The organism is Pedobacter sp. 05T44 (genome assembly GCF_056395985.1).
Genome location: NZ_JBFTKO010000001.1, coordinates 1,030,757 through 1,048,447, shown reverse-complemented (window position 1 = coordinate 1,048,447; position 17,691 = coordinate 1,030,757). Strand labels below are relative to the sequence as shown.

The window sequence follows — 17,691 nt, the reverse complement described above, 5'->3', positions numbered from 1 at the left end:
CTGCCTTTTTTTGCTTGCATATACCTTTAGAAATAAATAAACCAAGTATAAACAGTATTTATTTCTATGCGAAAAATTAGGGTGAGCGCCGTAATATTTATAGGTAGTATGTTACTATATATAAATGTAAACGGGCAAGTAAAAGATGATGTGCAAACAACCTCAGGAATTGAAATTCCCATTCAACATTCTCCCTCAGGAATTAAAAAAATAAAACTTCAGCCAGTATCCGATCAGATCATTCATGTAACTGCAATTGCGACAGACAAGTTTCCTGGCGACAAAAGTTTAATGGCTGTTAAGCTTTCAGATGCTGCTGTTAAATTTACAACAACCAACTCAGCCGACCAGGTAACCTTAAGTACTTCATCGTTAAAAGTTGAAGTATCTACTAAAACAGGTTTAATCACTTATCGTGATGCCAACGGTAAGGTGTTACTGGCCCAAACAAAAACAGAAGGGCTTTCACTTATCCCTAAAGTATTTAATGGAGAGCCATCCTATCAGGTTTCTCAGCTATTCGATGCGCAGGAAAATGAAGCATATTACGGTTTGGGGCAGCACCAGCAAGGGCTGGTAAATTATAGCGGACGCAGGGTAGATCTTGTGCAGTACAATACAGAAATAGGTGTTCCTTTTTTTGTTTCTAATAAAGGTTATGGCCTGCTTTGGGATAATTATTCAATTACACGCGCTGGCGACATAAGAGATTACCAGCCTTTAACTGCATTGAAATTATTTTCTAAAGAAGGGGATGAAGGATGGCTTACCGCTTCCTATACTTCAAAAACTGAACCCGGAAAGGTATTGCTTAAGCAACCTATATCTGAATTATCTATAAACTGGTTAACAGATCAGCATAAATTTCCTTCAAGCATAAAAATGCAGGATGCCGTGGTGCATTATGAGGGAGCCGTGGGAAGCGAACTTGAAGGGCTGTATCAGCTTCAGTTAAAATATGCAGGTTATATTAAAGTTTGGTTTGATGATAAGCTTGTTGCCGATTTTTGGCGTCAGGCCTGGAATTCAGGATCGGCAATACTAGATCTGGAATTAAAAAAAGATAAGAAAACCAAAATCAAAATAGAATGGATACCAGATGGAGGAGAATCATATCTGGGTATAACCTGTTTGCCTCCTTTGCCAGAATCATTAAAAAATACCTTTGCGCTTAGTTCCGAATCTGGTGCCTCAATTAACTATTATTTTATTGGGGGTGCAAATGCCGATCAGGTAATTAGCGGGTACCGCACAGTAACCGGAAAAGCGGTATTAATGCCAAAATGGGCTATGGGCTTTTGGCAAAGCAGAGAACGCTATAAAACACAGGATGAGATTTTATCAACGGTAAAAGAATTTCGCGACAGAAAAATTCCACTTGATAATATTGTATTGGATTGGTCGTACTGGAAGCAGCCGGAATGGGGTAGTCAGCAGTTTGACCCTGAGCGTTTTGCTGACCCTGATGGGATGATCAAATCTCTTCACAAACAAAATGTGAACCTGATGATCTCTGTTTGGCCTAAGTTTAATAAGGGTTTCGATATCTATGATAAATTAAACCAAGAAAATTTCCTTTATAAAAGAAACATAGTGGATGGCCGTGTAGACTGGATAGGCAAAGGATATTCGAATACATTTTACGATGCTTTTAATCCTAAAGCGAGAACTGCATTTTGGGAGCTGATGAACAAAAGGTTGTATAGCAAAGGTATAGATGCCTGGTGGATGGATGCTACAGAACCGGATATGCATTCGAATTTACCGGTGGAGATTAGAAAAGACCTGATGAATCCAACTTATGAAGGATCGTCTACAACTTATTTCAATGCATTTCCACTGGTTAATGCCAAAGGTGTTTACGAAGGACAACGTAAAGTAAACAACGAGAACAGGGTGTTTATTTTAACACGGTCGGCATATGCAGGCCTGCAAAGATATGCTGCTGCGGCCTGGAGCGGAGATATCGCTTCGAGATGGGAAGACATGAAAACCCAGATCGGTGCAGGGGTAAACTTTTCGCTTTCGGGTATGCCTTACTGGACCATGGATATTGGTGGTTTTTCTGTTGAAAAACGGTATGAGAAACCTAATAAAGAAGACCTGGAAGAGTGGAGAGAACTAAATGCCAGATGGTATCAGTTTGGCGCTTTTGTTCCTTTGTTTAGGGTACACGGACAGTTTCCTTTCAGAGAGATCTATAACATTGCGCCAGAGGGTCACCCTGCTTATAAAAGCATGCTGTACTACAATAAGTTGCGATATAGACTGATGCCTTATATCTATTCAATTGCCGGCAACACTTATCATCACGATTATACCATGATGCGCGGTTTAATGATGGACTTTCCTCAGGACCTTAAAGCTTCTAATTTGTCGGATGCATTCCTTTTTGGCCCTTCGCTATTAATTAATCCTGTTTATAAGTACAAAGACAGGAACAGAGATGTGTATCTGCCTTCAGGACAAGGATGGTATGATTTATATACGGGCAAGTACTTTAAGGGTGGACAAACCATTAAAGCTGATGCGCCATATGAAAAGACGCCTGTGTATGTAAAAGAAGGATCTATTGTTCCTACAGGCCCGGAATTACAATACACCTCAGAGAAACCTGCTGATCCGATAACACTCTTTGTGTATACCGGAAAAAATGCTTCATTCTCTCTTTATGAGGATGAGGGTACCAATTACAACTATGAGAAAGGTGCTTTTGCTACGGTAGATTTCAATTACGACGAAAAAACCAAAACGCTTACAGTAGGTGATCGCAAAGGAAGTTTTAAGGGAATGCTGGAAAATAGAACATTTAAGATCGTGGTGATTACCCCTAAATCAGCCAAGGCATTAGACTTTAACCAAAAGGCGAATCATAGTATTACTTACAATGGTAAGGCTACTACAATAAAGCTCTAACTAAAATTAAACCAATATAAAATGAATCAATTATTTACTAAATCTTTATGAACGGCATGAAAAAGAATTCTATGATTAAAAGAGAACATATTTTTCTGCTGATGTTTCTTTCACTGCTTGTTTTTAGCGAATCTTTATTTGCACAGCAGCGTCAGATCAGTGGAAAAGTAACTGCAGCGGATGGGCTCGCCATACCGGGTGCAGTGGTAAAAGTAAAAGGAAAAACTGGCGGAACAGGGACCGATAATGATGGTGCATACACCATTAATGCCCAAACCGGGGATGTACTACAGGTTAGCTCTATTGGTTTTGTAGCCAAAGAAGTAACAGTTGGACAAGGAAACACCATCAACATTAGTTTAGCTGAAGATAACCAGGGCCTCAACGAAGTAGTGGTAGTGGGGTATGGCGTTCAGCAAAAGAAACTGGTAACCGGCGCCACAGTTCAGATTAAAGGAGAAACGCTGCAAAAGCAAAGTACCACTAACGCCTTGCAGGGTTTACAGGGGCAAACTCCCGGCGTACAGATTACATCTACTTCTGGTCAGCCTGGCGAAAACATCAAAGTAACCATAAGAGGCTTAGGTACCATTGGCAATGCATCGCCGCTATATGTTGTGGATGGAGTGCTTACCGGCGATATCACCTATTTAAACTCATCAGATATAGAATCGATCGATGTTTTAAAAGATGCTGCATCTGCGGCTATTTATGGCTCGCAGGCGGCTAATGGTGTTGTGTTGGTAACCACAAGACAAGGTAAACGCGGGCAGACAGGACAAATCACTTTTGATGCTTACGCAGGTGTACAAAATGTTGCAAAAAAATTAGAGTTGCTTGATGCTTCACAATACGCAGCTATGATGAGCGAAGCTGCTGTAAACGGGGGGAAACAACCACTGTTCACTAATGATGAGATAAAAGCTTTTGGCAAAGGTACAAACTGGATGGACGAGATGTTTGTAGACAATGCGCTTACACAAAATTATGCACTTGGTGCATCCGGTGCATCTGAAGCCTCAGTTTATTCCTTGGGTTTATCTTATACCGGGCAGGAAGGTATAGTAGGGGGCAAAGGCTTGTCTAATTACCAACGCTACAGCTTTAAAATCAATTCTGAGCATAATTTTTATAAAGATATCATCAAAATCGGTCAGCACTTAACCTATACAGATATTAAAAATAATGGTATAAGTGTTGGTAATCAGTATAATAACACGCTTCGTGGAGCATTTAGTGCCAGCCCATTTTTGAAGATGTATGATGAGGATGGAAACTTCTTCGACAACAGTAAGTCTACATGGAACAATGCTGAGGCAAATCCTTATGCATCTATGGTATATAACAGCCAGAACAAAAATAATACTCAGCGTATACTGGGTGATATTTATATGGTAATCGAACCGGTTAAAAATCTAAAATTCAGAACCAGCTTAGGTATGGATTACAGTGCAGGCGAAAGTCGTTCTTATACCCCTGTCTACAGCCTTTCGGTTTACACTTATAACCTTGTTAACAAAGCCAGCCAGTCGATGAATAAAGGTAAATCTCTGATCTGGGATAATTTATTGAGCTATAAATTTACCTTAAATAATGACCATACTTTTGAAGCCATGGTGGGTAGTTCTGCATATCGTGCAGATGGTTCTAATATTTTTGGAACCAATACCAATTTGTTTGCTGATGGTTTTGATTATGCCTGGCTAAGTAACGCAACCGGTAAAACCGTAGCAGGTATTACTATTGGGGGTGGACCTAACGAGCCGGATCGCAGGCTATCTTATTTTGGCAGGTTAAATTATAACTACAAAGAAAAATACCTGTTAAATGCCACTTTCAGAGCTGATGGTTCTTCACGTTTTGGCCCGGCAAACCGCTGGGGGTATTTCCCTTCTGTTTCCGCAGGCTGGGTCGTAACAAACGAAAGTTTTATGCAGGGACAAAAGGACTGGTTAGACTTTCTTAAGGTACGTGCCAGCTGGGGGCAGGTAGGAAGTCAGAACATAGCTGCTTTTCAATATCTGGCACCAATTAAGCTAAATAATACAAACTATATTTTTGGCCCTGATGAGGGTGTGCTTACTCCAGGCGGCTACCAGGAACGAATCAGCAATCCCGCGGTGAAATGGGAAACCTCAGAACAGACTAATATCGGATTTGATGCTAATTTTTTGCAAGGCAAATTTGCGTTGAACTTCGACTGGTATAATAAAACTACCAAAGATTGGTTAATAGACGTACCAATTCTTGCCACAGCTGGAGCCCTTCCTCCTTTTATTAATGGTGGTAATGTGAAGAATACAGGTCTCGAACTGGCACTTACTTATAGAAACAAGGTGGGTGAATTTAATTATTCTGTTGGGGTTAATGGTGCTTACAATAAAAATAAAGTTACAAATATTCCTACTTCCGATGAAATTATTCATGGTGGAGAGAATGAACTGTTCAACAATGCACTTGAGTTCTATCGTGCTCAAACCGGATTCCCAATTGGTTATTTCTGGGGGTTAAAAACAGCCGGTATCTTTCAGAATGAAGCCGAGGTTCAAAATTACAGATCTGCCAATGGTAAGGTAATACAACCAACTGCTGCTCCTGGAGATGTTAAGTATGTAGATGTTAACGGAGATGGTATGATAGATAATCTGGATAGAGGCATGATTGGTAATCCGAACCCGAATTATACATTTGGTATCACACTTTCGGGTGATTACAAAGGTTTCGATTTTTCTGTTGTGGCTTCTGGGGTTGCCGGAAATGATATTGTTCAATCTTACAGAAATCCGTCTAGTCAGTTCGGTAATTATACCACCCGAATACTCGATAGATGGCACGGAGAGGGTTCATCGAATACCATTCCCCGTTTAACAGAAGACAACCGGAATTGGAGTAATTTCTCTGATCTGTATATTCAAAAAGGTGATTTCTTACGGATCAGTAACATCACTGTTGGTTATGATCTTGGTAAGGTATTTAAAAAGAGCTACCTGAAACAGGTAAGGTTATATGCTGCTGCATTAAACGTTTACACCTTTACAAAATACGATGGAATGGATCCGGAAATAGGTTATGGTACTCGAGGATTCGCGTCGGGTATAGACTTAGGTTATTATCCAAGACCAAGAACATTCATGATAGGAGCCAATCTTAAGTTTTAACTACAAGATCATAAAAATATGAAAGCTATAAAAATATATGCTGTTGCACTAAGCCTTTTATCGTTAGGTGCATGCAAAAAAGGTTTTCTGGATACTGAGCAAGTGACAGCAGTAACAGATCAAAATTTTTACAAAACACCAAAGGATGCATTTACTGCACTTGTTGGTTGTTATGACGGATTGCAAATTGTGTGGTCTGAGGGTATTGCCTTGCCGGTTGCAGCCGAAGTAATGTCTGATAATACTTTTGGCGCAACCGGAAATTCCGATGGTTTTGGTTATCAGATGATTGATGAATTTGATAAGTCGCGTTCACCATCAGACCAAAATTTATATAATGGAAACTGGGTTTTGTATTATAAAGCGCTGTTTCGTTGCAACACCCTTCTGGGCAAATTGGATCAGATAGAATGGGGTAACGATACTCAGTTGAGAAAAACATACGAATCTGAGGCCCGCTTTCTGCGTGCCTACCTGCTATTTGATATGGTTAGACTTTGGGGTAATATTCCACTGTTAACAGCTCCATCTACCGAGAATTTACCACAGAGTAATCCGGATGAAGTTTACAAGGTAATTGCTGACGATCTAAAATTCGCTGCAGCAAATTTACCGGAAGTTGCTTATCCGGCTCAGGCTGTTGCCAATCATGGTAGGGTTACCAGGTATGCTGCTGAAGCGCTGATAGGCCGTGTATTCTTGTTCTATACGGGTTACTATGCAAAGGCAGATTTAGTTGGTCTTGTATCTAAACCAGAAGCCCTTGCATATCTTGAAGATGTAATTACTAAAGGTGGATACGGTTTAATTGAAAATTTTGCAAACCTATGGCCTGCTGCATCATTAACATCATATGCAGGTGAGGATAATAAAGAAACCATTTTTGCAATAAAATATACTTATACAAGTGATTATGAAGGAAATACCGACGGTAACCACTGGATGGTAATGACAGGTATTCGTGAGCAGGCACTTTACCCGTATGGAAACGGATGGGGTGCTGAAACAGTAAACCCTAAACTGTGGAATGCATACTTGCCTACCGATACGAGAAGAGCAGGCTCTATCATTTCAATTGTAGACGAAAATTTGCCCTTCACCAATCAAAAAGGCCAAAGAGAATATACTGGTTACTATGTAAAGAAATATAGCCCAATGATCGGTTTAGACGGCAAGCCTCTGCCAGAATCACATGGTAATACCAGCTTCCAGATTGGCCAGTTCCAGGATTATGTATCTATCCGTTATGCTGACGTATTGTTGATGGCGGCAGAGCTGGGAAGTGGAAATGCGCAAACCTATTTTGATGCTGTTAGGCAACGTGCATATAAGGGTGCATTTACTCCGCTGGCGATAAGTCAGGCTAATATCATTAGAGAGCGCAGACTGGAATTTGCTTTTGAAGGAATACGCTATTATGATTTACTACGTCAGGGAATAGATAAAGCAGCTCAGGAAATTGCCGAAACTTCAACGGTATTAAATGGTGGTGTAAGTGCAGAGAAAAAAATATCTGCTGCAAATATCATTGCTACAAAAGGTTTGCAGCAAATACCATATACCCAGATCGGTCTTTCTAATGGAACGTTAAAACAAAATGCAGGTTGGTAACAGATCATCCATTTTAATCATTAAAGAAATGAAACTAAATATAAAAATATTTGCAGTGCTGATGATGCCTTTGCTGTTCAGTGCGTGTAAAAAAAATGAGCACAGTATTGACAGGACGCTCGATAAATCAGAAATTCAGTACACTGTGACCCAGGATTTACAGGCAGATGCCGGTGGAAATACCGTAATTCTTAAAAACGCTACACCCGGAACTATATCCATGTGGGATTATGGAACAGGAACCTCCAGAAGGATGATAGACACAGTTAAATTTGCCTTTAAGGGAGATTATGTGATTAAATTTTCTGTACTCAGCGGAGGATTAGAAGTGAAGATGGATTCTGTAGTCGTAAAAGTAACACAAGATAATTTGAACTACGTGAACGACCCTCTTTGGATAGCGCTTTCTGGTGGTGTGGGTAATGAGAAAGAATGGGTGTTGGATACGGAAGGGGTTTATTTTGCAGGACCTTTTGCATTTTATGGAGTAAATATTGGTTGGCTTAAAGACGGCGGCCCATGGGGTGCCAATACCACAGGATGCTATGGTGCTGATTGTTGGAATTGGGGACCGGGACTTAATGATATTTATCCAAATATGATGGCTAAAGGTGATTATGGGGTAATGACGTTTGGATTGAAAGGAACTGCTTCTTTTAAAGCAGTGAAACCGATGGAAAATGGAATTACACAAAACGGCACTTATTTTTTAAATGTGAACTCGAAAATATTGACCATTAATGGAGGGTCAATTCTTAGAGGATACAAACCTGCAAAGAATGGAATTACGGGAATAAGTAACTGGACAACCTATAAGATTTTATCTCTTGATGAAAATACGCTTCAACTGGGTGTAATCAGGGATAAGGATGTTGATGGCGAAGGACCTGCTATGCTCTCTTTCAACTTTATAACAAAGAACTTTGCTTCTTCACAATAAGCGAAAGTAAAGTCATTTGGTTTGGTGCAATCAAATGTTGAAAAGGATGAATGGCTTTTTTATTATATCCTTTAATTAAATCCGCTCGGGCTTCATTTTGATTCAGGTGAAGTCTGGGCATTTATTAAACATATTTTCTTATCTTGGAGGTAAAAACTCAATTTTATGAAAAAGTTATTTGTATTAACATTAATTGCTGGTTTGTTTACCACGCTGACCAGCTCTGCTCAGGATGACAAGTCCAAAAGAGTTAGCCCACCAGCTATAGCAAAAGAAACGCTTGCATCTGGAGCTGTGGTAACCATTGACTACAGTCAGCCTTCGGTTAAAGGCCGTAAAATAGGCGCCGATATTGCTCCTTATGGAAAGGTATGGCGTACCGGAGCAAATGAAGCAACTGTATTTGAAACAAGCAAAGATGTAAAGGTAGAAGGTAAAGCCCTTGCTGCAGGTAAATATGGTTTGTATACAATTCCAGGAGAAAAAGAATGGACAATTATCTTTAACAAAACCTGGAAACAATGGGGTACTGATTACACTGAGGCAGATGACGCAATTCGTGTAGCGGTAAAACCTGGTAAAGCTGCTTCTGCAACTGAAAAAATGACTTTTAAGATTGAAAAATCAGGAAAAGTTAGCCTTTTATGGGGTAATGTTGTAGTGCCGTTTACTGTTAAATAGCAGGTAAGTAATTTAAGCTACAGCGGGTATCATCCATATGGATGATACCCGCTGTTTTTATGTACTAATAAACCGCAGTGTCTTTTCAACCACTTGCTGCAAATGCTCAGGTAAGCTTGCCGATGCATACGGATGCGATGCCCCATAAACATGATTGGCTCCCTCAATCTTTAGTATTCTTGCGTTAAGCTGGTTTTGTGCCAGCTCTTGTGCAACACTAAACTTTACGTTTACATCATCATCGCCATGCAGAATTAACCAGGGTATGTCTATCTTTCTTGCAGCTTTAACGATGTTTAGCGCTTCTTTGTGCTCATTAAAGTCTGCTAATAAAGTGCTGTTTAGTGGCATTTTTTCTTTAGTCCGTGCATTTTCTACATATATTTTGCCTGTTTTGGTCCATTCTTCTTCCTGCTCTTTTTTCCAAAGGCTCGAGAAATCTGAAATAGACGACCAGGTAATCAGTTTATCAATCCTTTCATCATTAGCCGCTTTTATAATGGATAGCCCGCCACCCCGACTATGTCCGATAAGGTAAATAGGGAAAGATGGGTAGGTTGTTGAAACATAGTTAACCACCTGGTCAACATCAAAAAGTTCCTTGCTAAATGTGTTATCAGCAAAGGCTTCCATGTCGGTTACATCATTAAAATTTTGCGCTGTTACGCCGCCATGACTAAGGTTAAACTTCACATACCGGTAGCCATTTTTAGCAAACCATTGGGCAATTAGGTTGTGAGCACCCCAATCTTTGAAGCCTTTAAAGCCGTGAACAAATATTATGGTACCAATGTTTGTGTTCTTATCGTCATATGTCGTGTCGCCAAATATGTTTTTTTCATCCGCTCCTTTTATTGTAAATTGCTCCTTTTGTATCATATATGTCTGCATTTATGGTGTTTAGCCAATATAACAATTTTTATATCGGGATGTTTAAATGAATCTATTTATTTAAAATCTTTCTAAATAACTCTTAATTACAGCATAATGACAGTGGAACAAGGGCGTCTTATTACTTTTGTTTCGCTAAAAATAAACAGGATAATAGATTTTGGAATATTTAAAGATCATTGCTTTTACGCATAAACAGATTGACCTCAAATCTTTAGGTAAATTGGTGATATGTGAGCAGACGCTGGACGACAGATTGAGAAACATTCAATCTGAGTTAGGAGTTAAAGAAATATTCTACGTAGGAACGTGCAATCGTGTTGAATTCGTATTCACATCCTCAGAAAAAGTCGACAGAGATTTTATCAGTCGTTTTCTTACTGTGTTAGATATGGGACTACCTGATCAATACATGGATAAGTTCATAGAAAATGTTTCTGTTTATGAAGAGGCCGAGGCGTTTAATCACCTGCTTCGTACATCCTGTTCCTTAGAAAGTCTGGTAGTTGGAGAGAAGGAAATTCTTGCCCAGATCCGGAAGGCTTATGAAGCTTGCAGGGTTGCAGGATTTACAGGCGATTATATGCGGATGATCATGAACCGTGTGGTAAAAACAGCTAAAGAAGTTTACACACATACCAACATCTCCAAGAACCCCGTCTCCATTGTTTCTCTTGCCTATCGTAAACTTCGTGACCTAAAAATGTGTGGCAATGTAAAATTGCTCATCATCGGAGCAGGAGAAACCAACAAAAACATCGCTCAATATCTTAAAAAACATAAATACTCTAACTTTTCTGTATTCAACAGAACTTTAGAACATGCAGAAGCGCTGGCCAAAGATTTAAATGGCACTGCATATCCACTTTCAGAACTAGAAAATTACGATCAGGGATTTGATGTAATTATTACCTGTACCGGTGCTACAGAACCTATTATTACTGAAGCCATCTATAAGAAATTATTAAATGGTGATACTGGTAAAAAGGTAATTGTAGATCTTGCCATCCCTAACGACACTGCTCCTGAAGTAGTGAAAAACTTCCCGATACATTTCATAGAGGTAGAATCTTTAAAAGAAGTTGCCCGCAAAAATATACAAGAACGCTATGATGAACTGGTTAACGCAGAACACATCATCGAAGAGAACATCAAAGATTTTGAATTGGTATTACGCCAGCGTGAAATTGAGATAGCCATGAGTGGCGTTCCTCAGAAAATCAAGGAAATTAAGCATACTGCTATMAATGGTATCTTTGCCGAAGAGATCAATAACCTGGATGAAAACTCCAGATTGGTACTGGAACGCGTGATGGATTATATGGAAAAAAAATACATCAGCGTACCAATGGTAATGGCAAAAGAGATATTGGTAAAGAATAGCTAAATTTGCCAAAAAATTAGCATCAACGTGAAAAGACTTACTATCGGTACAAGAGGCAGCGACCTGGCTTTATGGCAAGCCAACTTCATTAAAGATAAACTTGCAGGAATTGGCGTTGAGGCAGATTTGAAAATCATCAAAACGCAGGGCGACAAGATTCTAAACTTAAGATTAGATAAACTGGAAGGCAAAGGGTTCTTTACTAAAGAGCTTGAAGAAGAACTTTTAGGTGGAACCATCGATATAGCAGTACACTCTCATAAAGATTTACCTACAGTACACCCCGCAGGATTAACAATTGCAGCGGTTACTGAACGCGAAGATCCGGCAGAGCTTCTTTTAATTTTAAAAGATTGTGTAGACATTACCCAAAAATTATCGCTTAAAACAGGTGCAATGGTGGGGACATCGTCTAACAGACGTAAAGCGCAGATATTGGCATTACGTCCTGATTTAAATATTGAAGATTTAAGAGGGAACGTACCGACCAGGATCCAAAAATTAAGAGATGAAGATTACGACGCGATTCTGCTGGCTAAAGCTGGCGTGAACCGTTTAAAAATTGACCTTTCGGAGTTCCATGTAGAAGTAGTTGATACTACAGAACTGGTTCCGGCTCCTGCACAAGGCGCTTTGGCTATTCAGATCAGAGAAAACGATACCGAACTATTTGAACTACTTCAAAAAATACACGATCCGGAAACTGCAGAGGAAATTGCAATTGAACGAAAAGTATTAAACCTGTTTGAAGGTGGCTGTCACATGCCACTAGGCTGTTACTGCAAAAAAGAAGATGGTTTATATGAGGTTTGGACTTCTAAAGCAGAAACCGAAGAAGATTTCCCTGATCGCTTATTTTATAGAGTAGAAAACCTTGATGGTTTAGCTGAAAAGATTGTGAGCAGATTTGCCGCGGATAGGAAATTCCCATCAAGAGTATTTATTTCAAGAGAAGTTGGGGAGCATAACTATTTTAGAAAAGCTTTAGCAAAACACAATATAGAAATTGACGCGAGATCACTGATCCGTACTTTCCCTATTGTAACGGTATTGGATCAATATCATTTCAGACATGTAGACTGGATCTTTTTTAGCAGCAGAAATGCGGTAGATTATTTCTTTAATCTAAAACCTGTACTGCCTAAGCACGTTAAATTTGGCGTTGCTGGCAGAGGTTCTGAAGATTCGTTAAGAAGAGCTGGTTATCTGGCTGATTACGAAGGAGAAGGTGGTGATATTGAGGAAGTAGCTGAACTTTTTGCTAAAGAAGTTACCGGAAAAACGGTATTGTTTCCACGAGCACAAGATTCTTTATTGACCATTCAAAAAGCTTTAACAGCAGATACAAAAGTAATAGACTTACCTATTTACGAGACTGTATTTGAAGATGATATAGATCAGACTTACGCTGATGTGCTGATTTTTACCAGCCCATCTAACGTTGATGCCTATTTTGTGGAGAACTTATTAGATCCCGGACAACAGATTATTGCTATTGGTAATTCAACAGCGAAAAAATTTGATGAGATGGGTATAAAATATACCTTACCTTACTCGCCGGATGAGATCGGATTGGCTGAGGCTGTGTTTGGAATAGAAATAAAATAAAGGAAGTTAAATAGAGGTTGATATGTTACACCGTCCACGTAGATTGAGGAAAAACCCTGTAGTTAGGGAAATGGTAGCCGAAACAAGGTTGTCGAAAGATATGTTCATTTATCCGTACTTTATTGTACCGGGTAAAAATGTTGTTCATGCTTTAGACGCAATGCCGGGAATCAACCATTACTCTGAAGACACATTGGTTAAAGATGTTGAAAAGGGACTTAAATTAGGTGTAAACAAAATCATGTTGTTTGGTGTAGGAGATGAAAAAAGTGAGGATGCCCATTCAGCATATCATGATCATTCTTTAGTACCTTCGGCAGTTCGTTTGCTTAAGAAAAACTTTGGCGACGATTTATACATAGTTACGGATGTTTGTGTTTGTTCTTATACTACACATGGACATTGCGGCATACTAGAAAATGACTATGTACAAAATGATGCAACCGTTGAAGTAATTGCCAAAATGGGACTTACCCATGCACAGGCAGGTGCTGATATGCTTGCCCCTTCAGATATGATGGATGGCAGGGTTGGTGCAATGCGAAGTGTACTTGATGGTGCAGGTTTTGTAAATACGGCAATCATGTCGCATGCTACAAAATTTGCTTCAGCATATTACGGGCCTTTTAGAGAGGCTGCTGATTGCGCGCCAAGTAAGGGAGATAGAAAAGCTTATCAAATGGATTTTAGAAATGGCAATGAAGCTTTAAGAGAAGCATTGCTTGATGAAAGTGAGGGGGCAGATGTATTAATGGTTAAGCCCGCTTTGGCTTACCTTGATGTAATGCATAACTTAAAACAGCACACAGATTTGCCAATAGCCTGCTATAATGTATCAGGAGAGTACTCTATGGTAAAAGCAGCTGCAGAAAAAGGCTGGATAGATGAACAAAAAGTAGTGATGGAGACCATGCATGCATTTGCACGCGCAGGGGCAAGCATTATAACAACTTACCATATAAGAGATATAGTAGAAAAGAATTGGATGTAATATGTTAGAATCTTTAAAAAAAATGTTTTCGGGAAATGAAGGTGATATGCCTGTAAATACAGGAGGTAAACCGGATATTTCCAGAGAGAAATCGGCAGAGCTGTACGAGAAGGCTAAAAACTATTTTCCTGGAGGCGTAAATTCTCCGGTTAGGGCTTTTAAATCGGTTTACGGAACACCATTGTTTATTCAAAAGGGCGATGGATGCTTTGTATGGGATGCTGATGGAAATCAATTTATAGATTTTTGCRGTAGCTGGGGTCCATTAATTCTTGGCCATAACAATGCTAAAGTTCGTGAAAAGGTTACAGAAGTAATGCAAAACGGGATGAGCTTTGGCGCACCTACTGCATTAGAAAACGAGCTTGCAGAACTGATTATTAAAAACAATAAACTTGTAGAAAAGATACGTTTTACCAGTTCTGGTACCGAGGCAGTAATGTCGGCCATCAGATTGGCGCGTGGCTATACAGGTCGTGATAAGATCATCAAATTTGAAGGCTGCTATCATGGACACAGCGATTCACTATTGGTAAAAGCAGGTTCAGGTCTGGTTACCTTTGGCGAAACTTCTTCTGCCGGCGTTCCAAAATCATTTGCTCAGGAAACCATCGTAATCCCTTTGAATGATACCGAAGCTTTGAAAAAAGCATTCGAACAATTTAAAGATGAAGTAGCCGCCGTCATTATTGAGGGAATTCCTGCTAACAACGGATTGCTGATGCAGGATGCAGAATATATTCAGTTTTTACAGCATATCTGTAAAGAGAACAAAGCACTCTTAATATTTGATGAAGTAATCACCGGATTCAGATTGGGATTCGAAGGTGCTGCAGGACATTATGGCATAAAGCCTGACATAGTTACCTATGGTAAAATTATCGGTGGTGGTTTGCCTGTAGGAATGTATGGCGCATCGGCCGAAATCATGTCTCATATTTCTCCTGATGGGGGTGTTTATCAGGCAGGAACCTTATCTGGAAATCCCGTAGCCATGGCTGCAGGTATTGCCCAGTTGACGGAGCTACTACGTTCTGGTTTTTATAAAGATTTAAACAATAAAGCTTCTGAGTTTGCCGAGAGCATACAGCGTTTTGCAACTGCAAGAAACTACAAATTAAAAGTATTCCATGTAGGGTCTATTTTCTGGCTGGCTTTTACGGACAAAGATAAAATTCAATGTGCCGAGGATATTGATCCGGCAAGCATGGAGAAATTTAAAGTAATGCACAGAGAGTTGTTAAACAGGGGTATTTACCTTGGCCCGTCGGGCTATGAGGTAGGTTTTGTTTCTGCTGCGCATACTAAAATAGAGCTTGAAAAAGCAAAGAGAGCTATATTTGATAGCCTTGATGTTGTTTTCAGGAATAAGTAAATTTTGGGTATATTTATAATATAAACTACTAACTGTCTTGAAGAAATCAATCGTTATATTTTATTTCCTGCTGTTGTACTCTTTAGTGCAATTAATTTCCTGGGGCACGCTTGTAGTTAAATTACAACCGTCCAGGATGGCTATGGTAATGGGCGAGGGATCTGTATTTCTGTTCTTATTGTGTATTGGAGCGTATTTTTTGCATCAATCTATTAAAAAAGAAGACAGGCTAAGAGAGCAGCAGCAGAACTTTTTACTCTCGGTAACACATGAGTTAAAATCGCCTTTGGCGGCTATAAAATTATCTATACAAACCATCGTTAAACGTGACCTGGATAAAGCGAGACAAACTTCTTTACTGAATAATTCATTAAAGGATATTGAACGTTTAGATGATTTGGTTGAAAACATGTTGTTGGCTACCAAGATCGAAAACAGGTCTTATTCGTTCCCTAAAGAAGAATTTGATCTTTCGGAAATGGTTTCAAGAATCACTGATAGGTTGCAGATCCATTCGTGTGGTTGTGAACAGCTGATAAATCCAAAAATACAGCCCGGGGTTAAGGTAGTGGGCGATCAGTTTGCGCTGTCGTCTGTGGTAACTAACCTGGTTGAAAATGCAGTTAAATATTCTGGACCTTGTGCAGAGGTTGGTGTGGAATTGACAAATAAAGATGGGCATCCTTTTTTAAGGGTAACTGACAAAGGGCCAGGTATCCCTGACGCTGAAAAGATGCTTATTTTTGATAAATTCTATCGTGTAGGTGACGAAAATGTCAGAAAATCAAAAGGAACAGGTTTAGGCCTGTTTATTGTTAAAGAAGTTCTACAAAGCCATGACGCTGATATCAGCGTTAAAGATAACGCACCACAGGGTGCAATTTTTGAAATAACATTTAGTTGATTATGCCACAGAAATTAAGAATATTACTGGTTGAGGATGAAGACCACTTATTAGATGCAATAAAATTAAACCTTGAACTTGAAGGTTATAAAGTTCATGCGGTAAAAGACGGTAAAACTGCTTTAAAGGTTTTTAAAGAAGAGCGTTTTAACCTGATTATTTTAGACGTGATGCTTCCTGAAATGGATGGTTTCCAGGTTTGTGAAACAATTCGTTTGGAAAACACTGAAGTTCCTATCCTTTTCCTAACGGCCAAAAATACAAGCGAAGACCGTGTTATGGGTCTGAAAAAAGGTGCTGACGATTATTTGGTTAAACCATTTAATTTGGAAGAGCTGATCTTAAGAGTAGGTATTTTGGTTAAACGCAGCATGAAAGCTGATGATCTGAAAGAACTTAACTCTTATAAAATAGGAGATAAGACCATCTATTTTAACTCTTTTGAATTAAAACAGGATGATGGCCTTATTGTTCCTTTAACAAAAAAAGAAACCATGCTGTTAAAATTACTGATTGAGCGTAAAAACGAAGCAGTATCGCGTGAGCAGATTTTAGAAACAGTTTGGAATTACGATGTTTATCCATCAACACGTACTATCGATAACTTTATATTAACCTTCCGTAAGTATTTTGAGCCAGATCAGAAAAACCCGGTTTATTTTCACTCTATCAGAGGGGTAGGTTATAAATTTACTGATATTCATTAATGTACAATACCAAAGGCAGGTATGCACTGATGGCAATTTTTATGATTGCCGCTTTAGCATGCCTTTTTTATGATCAGTATCAGCTTGCCGCATTGGCAGGCCTTTTCTTTGCCTTTGTACTTTGGAGTCATTTTAAACACAGTTCTGTGCTTCTTGCCTCCAAATATTTTAAGAATGGCGAATATGAAAAAGCAGAACGCATATTGGCTGAAGTGCCAAATCCGGATAGACTTGCAAGAAACCGAAGGGGGTATTACGAGTTTATGCGTGCTAATATTGCCCTGAAGAAAGAAGAATATGATGTTGCAGAACATCATTTTCAGATCGCAAGTCGTTTCCCGTTGGGTGGAAAAAATGATAAAGCTTTTGTATTGATCCATCTTGCCAATCTTGCGCTTAGAAAGAAAGATGGTGAGCGGAGCAGGGCCTATATCGCGAAAGCAAAAGAATTGGCCAGTACCCCAAAAGCAAAAGATATAATTAACAAGATTGAGATAGAAGCGAACAACTTATAAACAAAATAGA

Annotated in this window: 13 protein-coding genes; 12 read left to right on the top strand and 1 reads right to left on the bottom strand. The window is 39.3% G+C overall.

Going from position 1 to position 17,691, the window contains the following annotated elements; all coding sequences use genetic code 11:
* Window positions 1-108: 108 nt before the first annotated feature.
* From AC1DDK_RS04295 to AC1DDK_RS04275, 5 genes are all read left to right on the top strand, one after another.
* Complete coding sequence (locus AC1DDK_RS04295) at window positions 109-2,916, top strand: glycoside hydrolase family 31 protein (protein ID WP_288879625.1); 2,808 nt, start codon at window positions 109-111, stop codon at window positions 2,914-2,916.
* 56 nt (window positions 2,917-2,972) lie between these two features.
* The gene (locus AC1DDK_RS04290; RefSeq protein ID WP_288879627.1) at window positions 2,973-6,074 is read left to right on the top strand and encodes a SusC/RagA family TonB-linked outer membrane protein; all 3,102 of its coding nucleotides are present in this window, start codon (window positions 2,973-2,975) and stop codon (window positions 6,072-6,074) included.
* An 18-nt stretch (window positions 6,075-6,092) separates the two neighbouring features.
* Window positions 6,093-7,685: a RagB/SusD family nutrient uptake outer membrane protein gene (locus AC1DDK_RS04285; protein ID WP_172660979.1), complete on the top strand. Its 1,593-nt coding sequence runs from the start codon at window positions 6,093-6,095 to the stop codon at window positions 7,683-7,685.
* 28 nt (window positions 7,686-7,713) lie between these two features.
* A complete protein-coding gene (locus AC1DDK_RS04280) occupies window positions 7,714-8,625 on the top strand; it encodes a hypothetical protein (protein ID WP_288879628.1) in 912 nt (303 codons plus the stop codon).
* Between the two features lie 165 nt (window positions 8,626-8,790).
* A complete protein-coding gene (locus AC1DDK_RS04275; protein WP_288879629.1) occupies window positions 8,791-9,306 on the top strand; it encodes a DUF2911 domain-containing protein in 516 nt (171 codons plus the stop codon).
* A 57-nt stretch (window positions 9,307-9,363) separates the two neighbouring features.
* Here AC1DDK_RS04275 and AC1DDK_RS04270 read toward each other — a convergent pair whose 3' ends face one another.
* Window positions 9,364-10,197 (bottom strand): alpha/beta hydrolase family protein, encoded by an 834-nt coding sequence (locus AC1DDK_RS04270; protein ID WP_288879630.1) that lies wholly within the window; start codon window positions 10,195-10,197, stop codon window positions 9,364-9,366.
* A gap of 160 nt (window positions 10,198-10,357) precedes the next feature.
* Between AC1DDK_RS04270 and hemA the strand changes: the two genes are divergently transcribed.
* From hemA to AC1DDK_RS04235, 7 genes are read left to right on the top strand one after another with little or no spacing between them, the layout of a single operon-like run.
* Window positions 10,358-11,584, top strand: coding sequence for a glutamyl-tRNA reductase (hemA, locus tag AC1DDK_RS04265; protein ID WP_288879631.1), 1,227 nt, complete (start codon window positions 10,358-10,360; stop codon window positions 11,582-11,584).
* 24 nt (window positions 11,585-11,608) lie between these two features.
* Complete coding sequence (hemC, locus tag AC1DDK_RS04260; RefSeq protein WP_477611793.1) at window positions 11,609-13,189, top strand: hydroxymethylbilane synthase; 1,581 nt, start codon at window positions 11,609-11,611, stop codon at window positions 13,187-13,189.
* Window positions 13,190-13,211: 22 nt separating this feature from the next.
* Window positions 13,212-14,180, top strand: coding sequence for a porphobilinogen synthase (hemB, locus tag AC1DDK_RS04255; RefSeq protein WP_288879633.1), 969 nt, complete (start codon window positions 13,212-13,214; stop codon window positions 14,178-14,180).
* 1 nt (window position 14,181) lies between these two features.
* Window positions 14,182-15,555, top strand: coding sequence for a glutamate-1-semialdehyde 2,1-aminomutase (hemL, locus tag AC1DDK_RS04250; RefSeq protein WP_477633854.1), 1,374 nt, complete (start codon window positions 14,182-14,184; stop codon window positions 15,553-15,555).
* A 37-nt stretch (window positions 15,556-15,592) separates the two neighbouring features.
* Window positions 15,593-16,459: a sensor histidine kinase gene (locus tag AC1DDK_RS04245; RefSeq protein WP_048903900.1), complete on the top strand. Its 867-nt coding sequence runs from the start codon at window positions 15,593-15,595 to the stop codon at window positions 16,457-16,459.
* Between the two features lie 2 nt (window positions 16,460-16,461).
* Window positions 16,462-17,166, top strand: coding sequence for a response regulator transcription factor (locus AC1DDK_RS04240; RefSeq protein ID WP_048903901.1), 705 nt, complete (start codon window positions 16,462-16,464; stop codon window positions 17,164-17,166).
* Window positions 17,166-17,681: a hypothetical protein gene (locus AC1DDK_RS04235; protein ID WP_172660972.1), complete on the top strand. Its 516-nt coding sequence runs from the start codon at window positions 17,166-17,168 to the stop codon at window positions 17,679-17,681. The genes AC1DDK_RS04240 and AC1DDK_RS04235 overlap by 1 nt, the downstream gene beginning before the upstream one ends.
* Window positions 17,682-17,691 lie beyond the last annotated feature (10 nt).